Consider the following 15,513-nt stretch of genomic DNA (forward strand, 5'->3'; position numbering starts at 1 on the left):
ACTGAGAGGAACACCACCGATTTCGTAGGTCACTGTGGGTGATCTGAGAGGAGACGTTCCCCCAGCCCGCGGTGCAGCCTTGCGGCTGCCGGGTCGCCGAGCCGGTCGAGGGTGTCCGCGATCCGTAGCTGGAGCGCCGCCTCCAGCCGTCCGTCGCGGGCCTCGGCGGCCAGCGAGAGGGCCGCGGTGCAGGTCCGCAGCGACTCCTCGGGGCGGCCCGCGTACTCCTGCACCCGCGCCGCCTCGCCGAGCGCGCGCGCCTGGCCCGCGACATCGCCCAGCCTCCGGTACGCGCCGTAGGCGGCCCGCCACTCCTTGAGGGCCTCGCCCCACCGCGCCGCATAGGTCAGCACCGCGCCGATCCGGCCGTGCAGCCGGGCCCCGTCCGCGTTCTCGCCGCGGGTCATCCGCAGTTCCAGCGCCCGCCCGTACCAGTCGGCGGCCCGCTGCCAGTCCCCCAGCTCCGTGTACGTACCGCCCAGCGACTCCAGCGCGCGTACCGTCGCGATCGGGTCCCTGACCTCGCGCGCCGCGGTCAGCGCGCCCCGGTAGCGGGCCATCGCGTCCGCGGTCCGCCCGGCCTGCGCGTCCAGATCGCCGAGGTTGAGCAGCGCCGCGGCCCGCTCCCGCGCCAGACCGCGCCGTTCGGCGACCTCCAGGACCAGGCCGTGCAGCCCGTACAGGTCGGGCGCGGCGGCCTCGGCGCCCTGGTGGGCGATCAGGGTGCGCACGATCGCGGCCATCAGCCGCCGGTCCAGGGTGTCCAGCTCGCCTTCCTCGACGGCGATCCGGGCCGCCTCCAGCAGGGCGGGCCGGCGGCTGCGCAGCCAGGCGGCGGCGGAGGCGGCGGACGCGAAGCGCAGCGAGCGCGGCAGGCCGGCCACCTTCTGCCGGGCCGGCGACCCGGCGGGTTCGCCGAGCGCCCGGCACGACTGGAGGAGCCGTACGGTGCGTTCCAGCATCCGGGCCCGGGCGAGCTGGATCTCGGCGGGCCGTTCCTTCTCGTGCAGCGCGGCGCGGACGAGCTGGACCAGGCAGCCGGGCATCCGGTACTGCGCCTGGAGGCCGGCGCTCCCGGCGGCCGGGGCCCCGGGCCCGGACGGCTGCGGCTCCGCGTCCTCCACCGGCCGCAGCAGCCCCCGGGCGGCGAAGTCCTGGAGCGCCGCCTCGGCCGCGGCCACCGAGCAGCCGGCCAGGGCGGAGGCGATGTGCGCGTCCACCAGCCCGGCCGGGGCGAGGGTGAGCAGCCGCAGGGTGCGGGCGGCGACCGGCGGCAGGGTGGCGTAGACGAGCCGGAAGGCGCGGGCCATGGGGCGGCCGCCGGCCGGTTCGTCGGCCTGCTCGGGTACGTCCCGCAGCGCTTGGAGGAGGTCGGCGACGGAGTTCTTGGGGTGCCCGGCGAGCCAGCCGCCCGCCAGGACGAGCGCGGCGGGGCGGCCGCCGCACTCCTCGGCGACGGCGTCGGCGGAGCGCGGGTCGACGGTGATGCGGGTGGGGCCGGCGTACCGGCTGAGCAGTTCGACCGCGGACGCGTTGTCCAGGCCGCCGAGGGTGCAGGGACGCACGTCCGTGATGCCGGTGAGCGGGCCTTCGGAGACGGCGACGACGAGGCAGTCGGCGGCGTCCGGCAGCAGCGGTTCGACCTGCTCGGCACCGGCCGCGTCGTCCAGCAGGAGCAGGGCGCGGCGCTCGGCGAGGGCGGCACGCAGCGCCTCGGTCAGTTCGTCCTCGGCGGCGCCGGGCTGGACCGGGGCGCCGAGTGCGGTGAGCAGGTCGCGGGCGACGAGGTCGAGGGGTACGGGGCCGCCGCCCGGGGTGCTCAGGGTGGCGCGCAGGACACCGTCGGGGTAGTCGTCGGCGAGTTGCCGGGCCAGTTCGGCGGCGAGGGCGCTGCGGCCGGAGCCGGGGCGCCCGGCGATCAGCAGGACGCGGCTGCGGGCGCCCCGGCGGCCGGAGAGGGTGTCCAGGCCCGTACGGGCGATGTCGGCACGGAGGGACTTCAGTTCGCGGCGGCGGCCGATGAACCCGCCGGCCGCGGTGGCGGCGGACGGGACGGTCCGGCGGGCGGGGGGCCTGCGGCTGCCCGGTCCGGCCGCGGCGGTGCCCCCGGCCGGATTCCGGCCGGGGGCGGCGCGGTCGGTGGCGGTCTCCACGGCCGTGCCGTCCGGGTCCGGTCCCGGCCGCTGCCGTGCCGCCGTCGCGGGCCCGCCCGCCTTCCCCGGCGGGGCACCTCCCCCGCCCACCGCCTGATCCGCCACGGGTCACGCTCCCGTCCACCTGCGCTTACGAGCCCGCCGCGGTCGCGTACGGGCACGCCGTCGAGCGTAGTTCACGACCCGTCACACGCCCGGTGGAGCGCGACGGTTGCGTCACTCGTCCGGATCAGCACATCATCGGACCGCGGGTGTGTACGGAGCCGGCGCGGCGGCGCTCAGGCTTCGAACGGGCGGGCCGGCCACGGCGCGTCGGCCGGGCGCAGCGCGTCCAGTCCGTCCCCCGCGCGGGCGGCGGCCAGCGCGAGCACGCCGACCACCAGGCAGTTGTTGTGCAGTTCGCCGGCGAGCGCGCCGCGTACCAGGTCGGCGACGGGCACCCGCGCCAGCTCCATGTCGGCCTCCTCCTCGGAGACTTCGAAGCGCTCGCCCTCGGCCTCGGACAGATCGCGGGCCAGGAAGATCCGTACGGCTTCGTCGCAGCCGCCGGGGGTGGTGTAGACGTCCGTCAGCACCCGCCAGTCCTCGGCCTTGACGTGGGCCTCCTCGTACAGCTCGCGCTGGACGGCGTGCAGCGGGTTCTCGCCTGGGACGTCCAGCAGTCCGGCCGGGATCTCCCAGAGCTTGTGCCGCACGGGGTGGCGGTACTGGCGCAGGACCAGCACCCGGTCCTCCTCGTCGAGCGCGACGACGGCCACCGAGCCGGGGTGCACCTGGTAGTCGCGGGTGGCCGTGGAGCCGTCCGGCATGACGACCTCGTCCGTACGCATGCTGGTCTTCTTGCCGGTGAACGGCGTCGCGGTGGCGGTGACCCGCCACGCTTCCGGGCTGTCCTGGATGGCCATGTACGTCCTTCCGCAAAGCAGTCGACCGGGGCACCCGGCCGGGAAAGGCCAGGTACCCCGGTCAACCGTACCCAACGGCGGCCGGTCCCCCGCGCGCGCTGCGAGGGGGACCGGCCGCCCGCGGATCAGCCCTTGGCGCCCTTCTTGGCACCGGCGGCGGCGCCGGTCTTGCGCTCGACGGCCGCCTTCACCAGGCCCGCGAAGAGCGGGTGCGGGCGGGTCGGGCGGGAGCGCAGCTCCGGGTGCGCCTGGGTGGCGACCAGGTAGGGGTGCACCTCGCGCGGGTACTCGACGTACTCGACCAGCTTGTTGTCCGGGGAGGTGCCGGAGAACAGCAGGCCGGCCTTCTTCTCCAGCTCGCCGCGGTAGGCGTTGTTGACCTCGTAGCGGTGGCGGTGGCGCTCCTCGACGTACGGCTGGTCGTCGTAGACCTCGCGCACGATCGAGCCCTCGGCCAGCTTCGCCGGGTACATGCCCAGCCGCATGGTGCCGCCCATGTCGCCCTCGCCGGCGACGATGTCCATCTGCTCGGCCATGGTCGAGATGACCGGGTCGGCGGCGGCCGGGTCGAACTCGGTGGAGTTCGCGCCCTCGATGCCGGCCAGGTTGCGGGCCGCCTCGATGACCACGCACTGCAGGCCCAGGCAGAGGCCGAGCAGCGGGAGCTTGTTCTCCCGGGCGTACGTGATGGCGCCGACCTTGCCGTCCACGCCACGGTCGCCGAAGCCGCCGGGGACGCAGACCGCGTCGCAGTCGGCGAGCTGCTGCTTGGCCCCGGCCGGGGTCTTGCAGTCGTCGGAGGTGACCCACTTGATCTTGACGCGGGCCTTGTTGGCGAAGCCGCCGGCGCGCAGCGCCTCGGTGACCGACAGGTAGGCGTCGGGCAGGTCGATGTACTTGCCGACCAGCGCGACCTTCACCTCGTGGTCCGGGTTGTGCACCCGGTCCAGCAGGTCGGCCCAGACGGTCCAGTCCACGTCGCGGAACGGCAGGTCCAGCTTGCGCACGACGTACGCGTCCAGGCCCTCGGCGTGCACGACCTTGGGGATGTCGTAGATGGACGGGGCGTCCGGGCAGGCGATGACGGCGGCCTCGTCCACGTCGCACATCAGCGAGATCTTGCGCTTGATGGCGGTGGGCACCTCGCGGTCGGCGCGCAGCACGATGGCGTCCGGCTGGATGCCGATGTTGCGCAGCGCCGCGACCGAGTGCTGGGTCGGCTTGGTCTTCAGCTCGCCGGAGGGGCCGATGTAGGGCAGCAGCGAGATGTGCACGACGAAGACGTTGTCGCGGCCGACCTCGTGGCGGACCTGGCGGACGGTCTCCAGGAACGGCAGCGACTCGATGTCGCCGACCGTGCCGCCGACCTCGGTGATGACGACGTCGACGTCCTCGTGGGCCAGCCGGCGGATGCGGTGCTTGATCTCGTTGGTGATGTGCGGGATGACCTGCACGGTGTCGCCCAGGTACTCGCCGCGCCGCTCCTTGGCGATCACGGTGTTGTAGACCTGGCCGGTGGTGACGTTCGCGGAGCCGTCGAGGTCGACGTCCAGGAAGCGCTCGTAGTGGCCGATGTCCAGGTCGGTCTCGGCGCCGTCGTTGGTGACGAAGACCTCACCGTGCTGGAACGGGTTCATGGTGCCGGGGTCGACGTTCAGGTACGGGTCGAGCTTCTGCATCGTGACCCGCAGGCCCCGCGCCTTGAGCAGCGCGCCCAGGCTGGAGGCGGTGAGGCCCTTGCCGAGCGAGGAGGCGACGCCCCCGGTGACGAAGAGGTGCTTGGTCGTCGTGCCTGTGTTGTTCCGAAAGGCACTGGGCGGCATGGCCAAGAGGGGGCTCCCGTGGTCGCGTGGTGAAGAGGTGCGAATCAGCCACGCCCTGCGGTTTTCAGGGGTGCCTTCGCTGCGGTCGGGGGTGCCTTGTGACTTGCGCCGGGCCCACCGGTCCACGGGGTACCAGGCTATCAGCGACCGGGCATGGTCGCGCCCGGCCACGCTCGCGGCGCACACGTACGGCCGTCTCCCGCGGGGCGCGCGGCGCCGCACGTGACCCAGGCCACCCGTTCGGCGCAGTGCTGTCTCACCGCAGCGGCGAGCGGATCACTGCCGTGCGTCGTATCCTGCTCGGACACTCGCCACGGGCCGTCCGGCAAGGCACCACCCCCGCCCGATTTCCGGACTCGCTGCTCGGCGGAGTTTCATGGGCAGGACGGACAAGATCACACGTCCCATGGGGGGCGTCACTCCAGTTCGACGGGAGATGCACGTGGCCGGGCGCATCGAGGACTACGCACTCATCGGCGATATGCAGACCGCCGGTCTTGTGTGCCGGGACGGCACGGTGGATTGGCTGTGCCTGCCCCGCTTCGACTCACCCGCGGTCTTCGCAGGACTGCTGGGCACGGAAGAGAACGGTTTCTGGCGGCTGGGGCCCGCGCACAGCCCCGAAGGCGGGCCGCTGCCCGCCGACCGACGCCGCTACCGGGGCGACTCGCTCGTCCTGGAGTCCGAGTGGGACACCCCGCGCGGCACCGTGCGCGTCATCGACTTCATGCCGCCGCGCGAGGGCGCGGCACCGCAGCTCATCCGGATCGTGGAGGGGGTCAGCGGGCGGGTGCCGATGCGTTCGGCGCTGCGCATGCGGTTCTCCTACGGCTGGGTGGTGCCGTGGGTCCACAAGATCGACGAGCGTACGGTCGCCGTCGCCGGGCCCGACTCGGTGTGGCTCGACACGGACGCCGAGACCTACGGCAAGGACCTGACGACCTACGCGGACTTCACGGTCGGCCCGGGCGAGCGGATCGCCTTCACGATCAGTTGGCAGCCCTCGCACAGCCGCCCGCCGGGCGTGCCGGAGCCGGAGGCGGCGCTGGAGGCGACCGAGGACTTCTGGCGCGAGTGGGTCGACCACTGCACGTACCACGGCCCGTACCGGGACGCGGTGGTCCGTTCGCTGATCACGCTGAAGGCGCTCACGTACGCGCCGACCGGCGGCATCGTCGCGGCGCCCACCACCTCGCTGCCCGAGGACATCGGCGGCTCCCGCAACTGGGACTACCGCTTCACCTGGCTCCGCGACGCGGCGATCACCCTGTCCTCGCTGCTGCGCACCGGCTACCGCGAGGAGGCCCGCGCCTGGCGCGAGTGGCTGCTGCGCGCGGTGGCCGGCGACCCCGAGAACCTCCAGATCATGTACGGGATCGCGGGCGAGCGGGAGCTGGGCGAGAACGAGCTGACCTGGCTGACCGGCTACGAGAACTCGCAGCCGGTCCGGGTCGGCAACGGCGCCGCCGGTCAGCTCCAGCTCGACGTGTACGGCGAGGTCACCGAGGCGCTGCACCTGGCGCACAACACCGGCCTGGCCCGCAACGACTACGCCTCGCTGCTCCAGCTCAAGCTGATCCAGTGGGTGGAGAAGCACTGGGACGAGCCGGACGAGGGCATCTGGGAGGTGCGCGGTCCGCGCCGCCACTTCGTGCACTCCAAGGTGATGACCTGGGTCGCGGTGGACCGCACGATCAAGCTGATCGAGTCCGGTGACGTGGACGGCCCGCTGGACCGCTGGCGGCAGCTGCGCGAGACGATCCACCGGGAGGTGTGCGCCAAGGGCTACGACCCGGAGCGCAACACCTTCACCCAGTCCTACGGCTCCAAGGAGCTGGACGCCTCGCTGCTGCTGATCCCGCAGATGGGCTTCCTGCCGCCGGACGACAAGCGGGTGATCGGCACCATCGAGGCCATCCAGCGGGAGCTGGGCACCGAGGACGGCTTCATCCTGCGCTACCCGACCTCGGGCGACGACGCGGGCGTGGACGGCCTGGAGGGCGACGAGGGCGCGTTCCTGGCGTGCTCGTTCTGGCTGGCCGACGACCTGGCGATGATCGGGCGGGTCGAGGAGGCGCGGATCCTGTTCGAGAAGCTGCTCGCGCTCCGCAACGACCTGGGCCTGCTGGCCGAGGAGTGGGACTCCAAGCTCCAGCGGCAGGTGGGCAACTTCCCGCAGGCGTTCAGCCACGTCCCGCTGATCGACACGGCGCTGCGGCTGACGGCCAGCGGCGCGTACGGCGGCTGACGGAGGACACGGACGGCCGAGGGGCCACGGCAGCGGTGCCGTGGCCCCTCGTCGTGTCCGGTGGCTCAGGAGGCCGTGGTGGCCCAGGGCCGTGGTGGCCCAGGGCCGTGGTGGCTCAGAAGGCCGTCAGCGTGAGGGTCATCTCGCGCGGCGCGCCGTCCTCGATGTACGAGGCGAAGTTGGCCACGTCGTCGAAGGCGAAGCCGTACGCCTTGCCGTCGGCGGCCTCGGCGTGCAGGACGCGCGCGTAGTGGTTGGCGAGCTGTCCCTTGTAGAAGGTGCCCGCGTCGGTGGTGGGCTGGGCCGCGTGGTCGGCGAGGGTGGCGCGGTTGAGGGCGGCGCCGAGGACCGCCGCGACGGGGCCCCGCAGTCCGTCGTTGGGCGCTTGCAGGGCGCCGTGGCAGAAGAGCACGTCGCGGGTGGAGGGCTTGGCGATGGAGAACTGGGCGGGGCCCCGGAAAGTGAACTGCCCGCCGCTGACCCGGCCGGTGAAGGTGCCCCTGTCGGTGGTGACCTTCAGGTCCTTGGACGTGTACGCGTTCCAGGAGCGGTCGATGTACGGCGCGAGGTAGTTCCGGTCGAACAGCCCGGCGTCCAGGCCGTGACTGGGGGCGATGACGCGCTTGTCGCCGACGACGAGCTTGCCGAAGCCCGGCGTACGGCCGATCTCGGAGAAGATGCGGGAGCGGGCACCGGCCTTGAGCGCCCCGGCCGTCTGGTCCCGCGCGCCGGTGAGGCGGATGGACATCGGGACGCTGAACATGTCGACCGACGTGGTGTTGCAGTGCATGCCGGCCGCGTCGTACGTGAACTCCGCGCAGTCGTGCACGATCGGGTAGTTGGGGTCGCCGGACACCCAGCCCGCGGGGTAGGCCAGCGCGGGTTTGCCGTTGCCGTCCCGTACGGCCTTGAACTTGAGCTTGGAGCCGAGCGACGCGTAGATGCGGCCGGACATCCGCGGAATCCGCAGGGTGGTGTTGCCGTTCGCGGCGAGCGGCATGGCGTAGTCGGTGAAGCCGTCCGGGCGGTTGTCGCCGAGGGCTATGGGCTTGATGTCACCTTGTGGAGTGACCCGTACCTGCTCGCCGCCGACATTGCCGACGATGTAGATCCAGACAGCCGAGTTGGCGTAGCGGCCCGTGCGGTTGACGACGTGCAGCGGCAGTCCGGCCGCGGTGGCGCCGGACGGCGCGGCACCGGCGGTGCGGGCGAACAGGCCCGCGCCGGCTCCGGCGGCGGCGGTCGCGGCGACACCGCCGATGAGGGTGCGACGGGAGATCATGCGGTGGCTCCTTGCTGTACGGAGACGGACACGTGGTCGACCAGGAGGGAGGCTCCGGGGCGTGTCGCGTCGGTGGGAGTGGCGCGGCCCGCGACGGCGTCGGGGAAGGCGCCGCCCATCGCGAGGTTGATCAGGAGGAAGTGGCCGTGATGGGTCGTCCTGGCCCACGTGGCGGCGTCCATCTGGGCGGAGCTGACGGTGTGGAAGCGCTGCCCGTCCACGGACCAGTGCAGGTACTCGGTGGGCCCGGTGCGGTCCAGTTCCAGTGCGTAGGTGTGGAAACCGGCCTGGCAGGCGGCGCCGGGGCAGACACGGGAATTGCCGATGCCCTGCGCCTCGTTGCAGGGGCCGCCGGGGTTGACGCCGCAGTGCAGCACGCCCCAGACGCGGTTGGCGCCGTTGACGTTCTCCATGATGTCGTACTCGCCGATGCCGGGCCAGTTCCAGTAGTTGCCGCGGAACTCGGCGCCGAGCGTCCAGAACGCGGGCCAGTAGCCGAGCGCCGCGTCGCCGGAGATGTTCGGCATCTGGACGCGCGCCTCGATGCGCAGCTTGCCGCGGGCCGGGGCGGCGAAGTCGGTACGGCGGGTCTCGATGCGGCCCGAGGTCCAGGTGGCGCCGTTCTTGAGGGCGGTGATCTTCAGGCGGCCCGCGCCGTCGAGCTGGAGGTTCTCGGGGCGGTCGGTGTAGGTCTGGTGTTCGCCGGTGCCCCAGTTGGCGGGGCCGCCCGGGTAGCCCTTACCGGTGTCGATGATCCAGTCGTTGGCGGACGGGCGGGAGCCCGCCGGGCCGTTGAAGTCGGTGCGCCACACTTCCTTGAACGCGGCGACCGGTGCGCCTGCCGAAGCGGTGGACAGGGCGGGTGGCCAGGCGAGGACGAGGGCGAAGGCGGCGCCGAGCGCGCCGAGCAGGGACGCCGTTCTGGCCCGGGCCCGCTTCCTTACCGGTATTTTCGTGTTCATGACATAGCTCCTCGGCGACGTGGGGTGATGAGGAGTTCCGTGTTCACACGCGGCCTGAGAAGATGTGAGAGCGCTCTCATGCCGTGTTGGGGCACACAGTGCCGACTTCCTGCCGAGCCGTCAAGGCTTGGCAAGGGCCGAGGAGTTGGCCCGAATTCAGCTACGGGGGTTCAATGGTGCATCCGTCAAAAGGCGGGCGTCCGACTCTGGAAGCGGTCGCCGCACGGGCCGGCGTCTCCCGCGCCACGGTCTCCCGCGTGGTCAACGGCGGCGCCGGAGTCCGCGGCGAAGTACGCGAACGGGTCCGGCGCGCGGTCGCCGACCTCGGCTACGTACCGAACAGCGCGGCCCGCTCCCTGGTGACCCGCCGGACCGGCGCGGTCGCCGTGGTGATCGCCGAACCGGAGTCCCGGATCTTCGCCGACCCGTTCTTCGGCCGCCAACTCCGCGGTATCAGCCGGGAACTGTCGGCCGCCGACATCCAACTCCTGCTGCTCCTCCAGGAGACCCGCGCCGACTGCGACCGCGTCGGCCGCTACCTGGCCGCCGGACACGCCGACGGCGTACTGATGTTCTCGCTGCACCGCGACGACCCGCTGCCCGCGATGGCCGAGGCGTCCGGCCTGCCCACGGTCTACGGCGGCCGCCCCGGCTGGGCGGACACCGGCCACGGACCGCGCCCGCTGTACGTCGACACCGACAACCGCGACGGCGCGAGGCAGGCGGTGCGCCACCTCCGTGACCGCGGCCGCCGCCGGATCGCCGTGATCACCGGCCCGCTCGACCAGACCTCCGCCCAGGACCGCCTGGACGGCTACCGCGACGCGCTGGCCCCCGCCGTACCCGACCCCCGGCTGATCGCCGACGGCGGCTTCACCGCCCAGGGCGGCGAGCGCGCCATGGCCCGGCTGCTGGCCGCCGCACCCGACCTGGACGGCGTCTTCGTCTGCTCCGACCTGATGGCCTCCGGAGCGCTGCGGACCCTGCGGGCACACGGCCGCCGGGTGCCGGAGGACGTCGGCGTGGTGGGGTACGACGACCTGGACCCCGCGGCGTGGACGGACCCGCCGCTGACCACGGTGCGCCAGGACGTGGAGGAGATGGGCCGCCTGATGGCACGGCTGCTGCTGCGGCGCCTGGCCGCGGGCCGGACGGGGCGGGGGGCGGCCGGGGGCGAGGCGGACGAGTCGGAAGAGCCGGCTCCGGTGGTCACGCCGGCTCGGCTGGTGGTGAGGGAGTCGGGGTGAGAGGGCCGGCGAGGCGGGGGCCGGGGTGCGGGCGCCCGGGTGAAGAGGGCCGGGGTGAGGAGCCTGGCCTGCCGGGCGGCGTCCCGTCCCGGTACGTCCGGCCAGCGGACTGCGGGTAGCGTTCCCCGCCATGGGGCCGGAAGCGGAAGTCGAAGCGGTGATCACGGTACGCAGGGCACTGGAGCTGCCCGCGCTGCGGCGCGGGCTGCCCGAGGTGCTGGCCGGTGAGGACCGTCTCGACCGCGCCGTGCGCTGGGTGCACGCGGGCGAGGTGCCGCACATCGCCTCCCTGCTCAAGGGCGGTGAGCTGCTGCTGACCACCGGCCTGGGCCTGGGCACCCGCCCCTCCGAGCAGCGCGCCTTCGTCCGCGAACTGGCCGACCGGGAGATCGCCGCCCTCGTGGTGGAGCTGGGTTCCCGCTTCGAGGCGCTGCCGTCGGCCGTCGTGGACAGCGCGCGGGCCTGCGGCCTGCCGCTGGTGCAACTGCACCGCGAGGTCCCGTACGTCACCGTCACCGAAGAGATCCACACCGAGCTGGTCAACAGCCACTACCTGCTGCTGCGGCAGGCCGACGAACTCCTGCGCAGTTGTACGGACGTCCTGCTGCGCGGCGGCGGCGCCCCCGAGGTGCTGCGGCGGCTGGCCGCCTTCACCGGCAACCCGCTCTGCCTGGAGACCCCCGACGGCAGTCCCCTGTACGCGGCGGGCCCGGACGGCGGCGGGGCAGCGGACGCCGATCCCCTCCAGGCGTGGGAGGGCCTGCGGGAGACCGGACTGCGGGTGGACGTACCCGGCGGCGGGCCCGGTCCCGACGCCGTACGCGCCCGCCTGGTCCTGCTGCCCGTCAACGCGCCCGTCGCGCCGGTGCACCGGATCGCCGCCGAGCGCGCCGCCGACCTGCTCGCCGTCGTGATGCTCCAGTCCCGGCAGGAGGAGGTGCTGGCCGCGCGCGGCCGCGGTGACTTCCTGGCCGATCTGGCGGAGGGCCGGATCACCGCGGGCGAGGCCCCTGCCCAGGCCCGCCTGCTGGGGTTCCGGCCGGGCGGCGAACCGATCCTTCCCGTGGTCATGCGGCTGCCCTCCCAACTGCCCGCACCGGGCAGTTGGGCCGTACTGGCCCGCGCCCTGCGGGAGGAGCTGGCCGCGCTGGGCGTACCCGTCCTGCTCGGTGTACGTCCCGTCGAAGGCCGGGTGCCGCTGCTCGTCGCGCTGCGCGCGGGCCAGGACCGTACGGCCGTCGCCGACCGGGTCGCCGAGGCCCTGCGCGCGGGGGTCGAACGGGCCGGGGCGGACTCCCCGGCAGCGCGGCGCCCGGTGGTCGTGGTCGGCACGGCGGGCGACTGGCCTGCGGCGGGCCCCGGGCTGCGGCACGCGACGGAGGCAGCCGCCGCCGCGCAGGGCCTGCCGGAGCAGCCCTGGCACGACGCACGCCGGCTCGACATCGAGCTGCTGCTGTGGCGGATGCGCGAACACGGCGAACAGGGCGTGCTGACGGACTTCGTGGACCGTGCCGTCGGGCCGCTGCTCGTCCACGACCGGTCCGCCCGCCAGCCGCTGCTGCCGACCCTGGAGGCGTACCTGGCCAGCGCGGGCCGCAAGGCGGAGACGGCACGCGACCTGAACGTCAACCGGCAGACGCTCTACGACCGGCTGGCCCGCATCGCCCAGCTGCTGGGCACCGACCTGGACGACCCGCAGACGGTCCTCGGGCTACGGCTGGCCCTGCGGGCCAGGAGGCACACGGAACGGGGGTGATGGCGTCCCCAGGAATGCTCGCTCAGGCCCGCAGCGTCTCGGCTGCCGTGCCGACGCCCAGGGCCAGCAGGACGCCGCCGGTACCGCGCTCCAGATTGCGGTGCACCCGGGGCCGCCGCAGCCAGCGGAGCAGCCGCCCGGCACCCACCGCCACCAGCAGCAGCCAGCCCGCCGCGATCACCGCGTCGATGACGCCGAAGAGCAGGGTCACCCCCAGCACCGAGCGGTCCTGCGGGAGGAATTGCGGGACGACCGCGACGAAGAAGATGCCGACCTTGGGGTTGAGCAGGCAGCTGTAGAGGCCCTGCCGGAACGCCTGCGTCGGCCGGACCGCCGTGGTATCCGTGTCGTACGCGGGGTCCGTCGTGCCCTCGCCGCCGCTCTCCCCTGCCGGGCCCGTGCCACCGGCGGCCGCCCGCCGGTACGTCCACAGGGCCTGCGCCCCCAGGAGCACCAGATAGGCCGCGCCCACCAGCCGTACGGCCATGAAGGCGGCGTCCCAGCGTTGCAGAGCGGCCGCCAGTCCCGCGGCGGCGGCGACGGCCCAGGCCAGCGAGCCCGCCGCGGAGCCGAGCGCGGAGGCGGCTCCGGCGCGTCTGCCGCCGCGCAGGCAGTTGCGGAGCACCAGCAGGGTGTCCGGCCCGGGGGCCATCGTCACCAGCAGGGCGAAGAGCGCGAAGCCGAGAAGCGCAGCCGTCACAGCGGCCTCCTGTCGTACGGGGCGTGCCTGGCCGCGGCGATGTGAAGATCGCGCGCGGTGCCGGGCGACTCTACCCACCGCCGGTCTGCGGAGGCGCTCCGATTTCCGGACGGCGAAGGCCGGACATCAAGGACCGGACGGCGAAGGCCGGACGCCAGGGCCGGACGCCAGGGCCGGACGCCCGGCTCCGAGCGCCCCGTCCCGGTCGCTCAGCGCTCCCGCCGCTGCATCAGCTCGTCGTACACGCTCAGCACCTGCGCGACCGTGGCGTCCTCGGTCGGCCAGCCCGCGGCCTGCGCGCGCCCGGCGGCGGCGAGCGTGTCCCGGCGGGCGGGATCGGCCAGCAGGTCCAGGACGGTGCGGGCGAGGGCCGCCGCGTCGCCGTACGGGACCAGTTCGGCGGCGTGGCCGACCAGTTCACGGGTGCCGCCGACATCGGTGGCCACCAGCGGGACACCGGCCCGCAGCGCCTCCTGGGCGATCAGCGAGCGGGCCTCCCAGCGGCTGGGCAGCACCAGCAGGTCGGCGGCGGCGAGGAGTTCGGGCACGTCGTCGCGGCGGCCGAGCAGCCGTACCGGCAGGTGCTCGGCGTCGATACGCCGCTGGAGCATCTCACGCTGCCCGCCCTCCCCCGCCACCGCGACCATCGGCTGCGGGTCCAGGGCGCACCAGGCGTGCGCGGCGTCCAGCAGGAAGTCGTGCCCCTGGTGCGTCTCCAGGCGGCCGACGACGAGGATCAAGGGGCGGTCCACGGCACCCAGTTCGGCACGCTGCTTGTGGGCGGGGCGGTCCTCGGCCGTCAGCGGGCGGCCGCCCGACCGGGGAGCCGGGATGGCGACGGGGGCCAGGCGCGCGTCCCGGGCGCCGCGTTCGCGTGCCCGGTCCACCAGGTCCGAGCACGCGCCCAGGACGACCGCGGCGGTCCGCGCCACCCGCCGTTCCAGGAGCTGGACCAGACGGGCCCGCGGCCCGTCCGTGTGCGCCTTGGTGTGCCAGGTGACGACGAGGGGGACGCGGCGGCTCCGCTGGCCCTGGAGGGCCATCGCGGCGCGCAGGCCCGCCCGCAGGCCGTGCGCGTGCACGAGGTCGGCGTCCCCGCAGGCGGCCCGCAGCGACGTGACGCTCGCCGGGTCGGCGCGCGGCGGGACCGGCACGAACCGCGCGCCCGCGTCCGTGTAGTCGTACGTGTCCTCGGCGTCGGGCGGGGCGCACACCGTCACCCGGACCCCGCGCGCCACCAGCCCGGCGGCCAGCGAACGCACATGGGCGGCGCTGCCCGCGCTGCCACGGCCCAGCACCTGGACCGTGCGCAGCGGCGACGGTCCGTGCGGCGGGGCCGGGGTGCTGGTCACGTGGGCGGTGCTCCTGGGGTCGGTGGCGGGCCTGGCGGCGCGCCGCGGCGTCCGGCTCCGCCCGGGGCAGGCGCCGGTACGGGGGGCGCGGTCGCGCAGCTGTACGCGCTGCGCCCCCAGGATGCCAGCCCGCGCCGTGGATCCGGGACCGCCGACGAGCCGTTCCAAGGGCACACATCGCCCATACACCCATCTGACCACCCATATGGGCGACAAACCACCCACCCCGTCGGCCCAGCGGCAGTGACCTGACGCGGGGTCCGGCCGTTACGCGCCGCCGGACGCGGCCGCCCGGCCGACCCGGTCACCGGCCACCGCGGCTCCGACCAGGGCGGCGGCGTGCACGGCCAGCCCCGCGCGGCCGCACCCGGCGGCGACGGCGAGGCCGAGTCCGGCGCCCAGGGCGTGGGCGCCCGCGTCGCCGATCATGGTGCGCTCCCCCAGGTCGTCCGCGAGGACCGCCGCCGCGGCCCCCGCGGGCGCCGCGGCCAGGGCTCCCGCGGGGCCGCGCCGCAGCAGCCCGGGCGCCGACGCGGCGAGCGTGGCCAGCGCCGCCCGGCCCGGCCGTACGTCCACCAGGTTCACGGCGTGCGCGGCGCCCGCGATCACCACCCCGGCGAGCGCCTTGTCCAGCGGCCGCTCCTTGAGCAGCGCGCCGGCGGCCAGCCCGGCCGCGCCGATCCCGAACAGCTTCACCGCGCCGCTGGTCAACTCCCCGTCCCGCAGGGCCGACAGGTGGGCCCGGAAGCCGCGCCGGGTGTCACCCGCCGCGGCAAGGTCGTCGTACGTACCGCAGCCCCCGGCCGCCAGGACGGCCAGCGCTGCCGCCGTGCGCGTACGGGCGGACAGTCCCGGCGCGGCCACGGCGGCGAGCGCGGTGCCCGCCACGGTGGCGGGCCCGCTGTACAGGCCGACCGTGCGGCCCGCGTGGTTCGTACGCTCCCAGCGCCCGCGCCCACCGGGCGGCCGGCGCCGCACCTGTCCGTACACGACCCGCGTGACACCTGCCGCGACGGCGAACGGCAGGCCCTTGCGCAATGTTCCGATCATGATCGGCAGCGTAGGGCGGCCGGGCGGCGTGGCGT

The 15,513-nt window shown here is 74.4% G+C and carries 11 protein-coding genes; 3 read left to right on the plus strand and 8 right to left on the minus strand.

The features are described from left to right. Positions 1-29: 29 nt before the first annotated feature. From AB0A97_RS26385 to AB0A97_RS26395, 3 genes are all read right to left on the minus strand, one after another. Entirely contained in the window at positions 30-2,258 is a 2,229-nt protein-coding gene (locus AB0A97_RS26385; RefSeq protein ID WP_361154505.1) for a tetratricopeptide repeat protein, read from the minus strand. 173 nt (positions 2,259-2,431) lie between these two features. Next, positions 2,432-3,058 carry an NUDIX hydrolase gene (locus tag AB0A97_RS26390; protein ID WP_361154508.1) on the minus strand — a complete coding sequence of 209 codons (627 nt, stop codon included), beginning with the start codon at positions 3,056-3,058 and terminating at the stop codon, positions 2,432-2,434. A 125-nt stretch (positions 3,059-3,183) separates the two neighbouring features. Then, on the minus strand, positions 3,184-4,881 hold the full coding sequence (locus AB0A97_RS26395; RefSeq protein WP_361154613.1) for a CTP synthase: 1,698 nt from the start codon (positions 4,879-4,881) through the stop codon (positions 3,184-3,186). 436 nt (positions 4,882-5,317) lie between these two features. On the opposite strand from AB0A97_RS26395, the gene AB0A97_RS26400 reads away from it, so the two are divergent. Then, positions 5,318-7,129 carry a glycoside hydrolase family 15 protein gene (locus AB0A97_RS26400; protein WP_361154511.1) on the plus strand — a complete coding sequence of 604 codons (1,812 nt, stop codon included), beginning with the start codon at positions 5,318-5,320 and terminating at the stop codon, positions 7,127-7,129. Between the two features lie 115 nt (positions 7,130-7,244). Here the strand turns inward: AB0A97_RS26400 and AB0A97_RS26405 are convergent, their stop codons facing one another. Both AB0A97_RS26405 and AB0A97_RS26410 read right to left on the minus strand, forming a co-directional pair. Next, a complete protein-coding gene (locus AB0A97_RS26405) occupies positions 7,245-8,411 on the minus strand; it encodes a beta-1,3-glucanase family protein (RefSeq protein WP_361154513.1) in 1,167 nt (388 codons plus the stop codon). After that, entirely contained in the window at positions 8,408-9,373 is a 966-nt protein-coding gene (locus AB0A97_RS26410) for a glycoside hydrolase family 16 protein (protein ID WP_361154516.1), read from the minus strand. Before AB0A97_RS26410 ends, AB0A97_RS26405 begins: the two co-directional genes overlap by 4 nt. Positions 9,374-9,546: 173 nt before the next feature. Here AB0A97_RS26410 and AB0A97_RS26415 point away from each other — a divergent pair, with 173 nt between their 5' ends. Together AB0A97_RS26415 and AB0A97_RS26420 are read left to right on the plus strand one after the other, a co-directional pair. Then, complete coding sequence (locus AB0A97_RS26415) at positions 9,547-10,620, plus strand: LacI family DNA-binding transcriptional regulator (protein WP_361154519.1); 1,074 nt, start codon at positions 9,547-9,549, stop codon at positions 10,618-10,620. Between the two features lie 130 nt (positions 10,621-10,750). Beyond that, complete coding sequence (locus AB0A97_RS26420) at positions 10,751-12,376, plus strand: PucR family transcriptional regulator ligand-binding domain-containing protein (protein WP_361154522.1); 1,626 nt, start codon at positions 10,751-10,753, stop codon at positions 12,374-12,376. Positions 12,377-12,398: 22 nt separating this feature from the next. On the opposite strand, the gene AB0A97_RS26425 is transcribed toward AB0A97_RS26420, so the two are convergent. The 3 genes from AB0A97_RS26425 to AB0A97_RS26435 form a co-directional block, all read right to left on the minus strand. Further along, positions 12,399-13,076 carry a LysE family translocator gene (locus tag AB0A97_RS26425; RefSeq protein ID WP_361154525.1) on the minus strand — a complete coding sequence of 226 codons (678 nt, stop codon included), beginning with the start codon at positions 13,074-13,076 and terminating at the stop codon, positions 12,399-12,401. Positions 13,077-13,285: 209 nt separating this feature from the next. After that, on the minus strand, positions 13,286-14,428 hold the full coding sequence (locus AB0A97_RS26430) for a glycosyltransferase family 4 protein (protein WP_361154528.1): 1,143 nt from the start codon (positions 14,426-14,428) through the stop codon (positions 13,286-13,288). 267 nt (positions 14,429-14,695) lie between these two features. After that, a complete protein-coding gene (locus AB0A97_RS26435; RefSeq protein ID WP_361154531.1) occupies positions 14,696-15,478 on the minus strand; it encodes a hypothetical protein in 783 nt (260 codons plus the stop codon). Between the last annotated feature and the right edge of the window lie 35 nt (positions 15,479-15,513).

Source organism: Streptomyces sp. NPDC045470, assembly GCF_040646595.1.
Taxonomy (GTDB): domain Bacteria; phylum Actinomycetota; class Actinomycetes; order Streptomycetales; family Streptomycetaceae; genus Streptomyces.

Excerpts from the sequence above, each read along its gene's own strand:
- AB0A97_RS26390 (WP_361154508.1), bottom strand. The coding sequence starts at position 3,058 with ATGGCCATCCAGGACAGCCCGGAAGCGTGGCGGGTCACCGCCACCGCG.
- AB0A97_RS26395 (WP_361154613.1), bottom strand. The coding sequence starts at position 4,881 with ATGCCGCCCAGTGCCTTTCGGAACAACACAGGCACGACGACCAAGCAC.
- AB0A97_RS26400 (WP_361154511.1), top strand. The coding sequence starts at position 5,318 with ATGCACGTGGCCGGGCGCATCGAGGACTACGCACTCATCGGCGATATG.
- AB0A97_RS26405 (WP_361154513.1), bottom strand. The coding sequence starts at position 8,411 with ATGATCTCCCGTCGCACCCTCATCGGCGGTGTCGCCGCGACCGCCGCC.
- AB0A97_RS26410 (WP_361154516.1), bottom strand. The coding sequence starts at position 9,373 with ATGAACACGAAAATACCGGTAAGGAAGCGGGCCCGGGCCAGAACGGCG.
- AB0A97_RS26415 (WP_361154519.1), top strand. The coding sequence starts at position 9,547 with ATGGTGCATCCGTCAAAAGGCGGGCGTCCGACTCTGGAAGCGGTCGCC.
- AB0A97_RS26420 (WP_361154522.1), top strand. The coding sequence starts at position 10,751 with ATGGGGCCGGAAGCGGAAGTCGAAGCGGTGATCACGGTACGCAGGGCA.
- AB0A97_RS26435 (WP_361154531.1), bottom strand. The coding sequence starts at position 15,478 with ATGATCGGAACATTGCGCAAGGGCCTGCCGTTCGCCGTCGCGGCAGGT.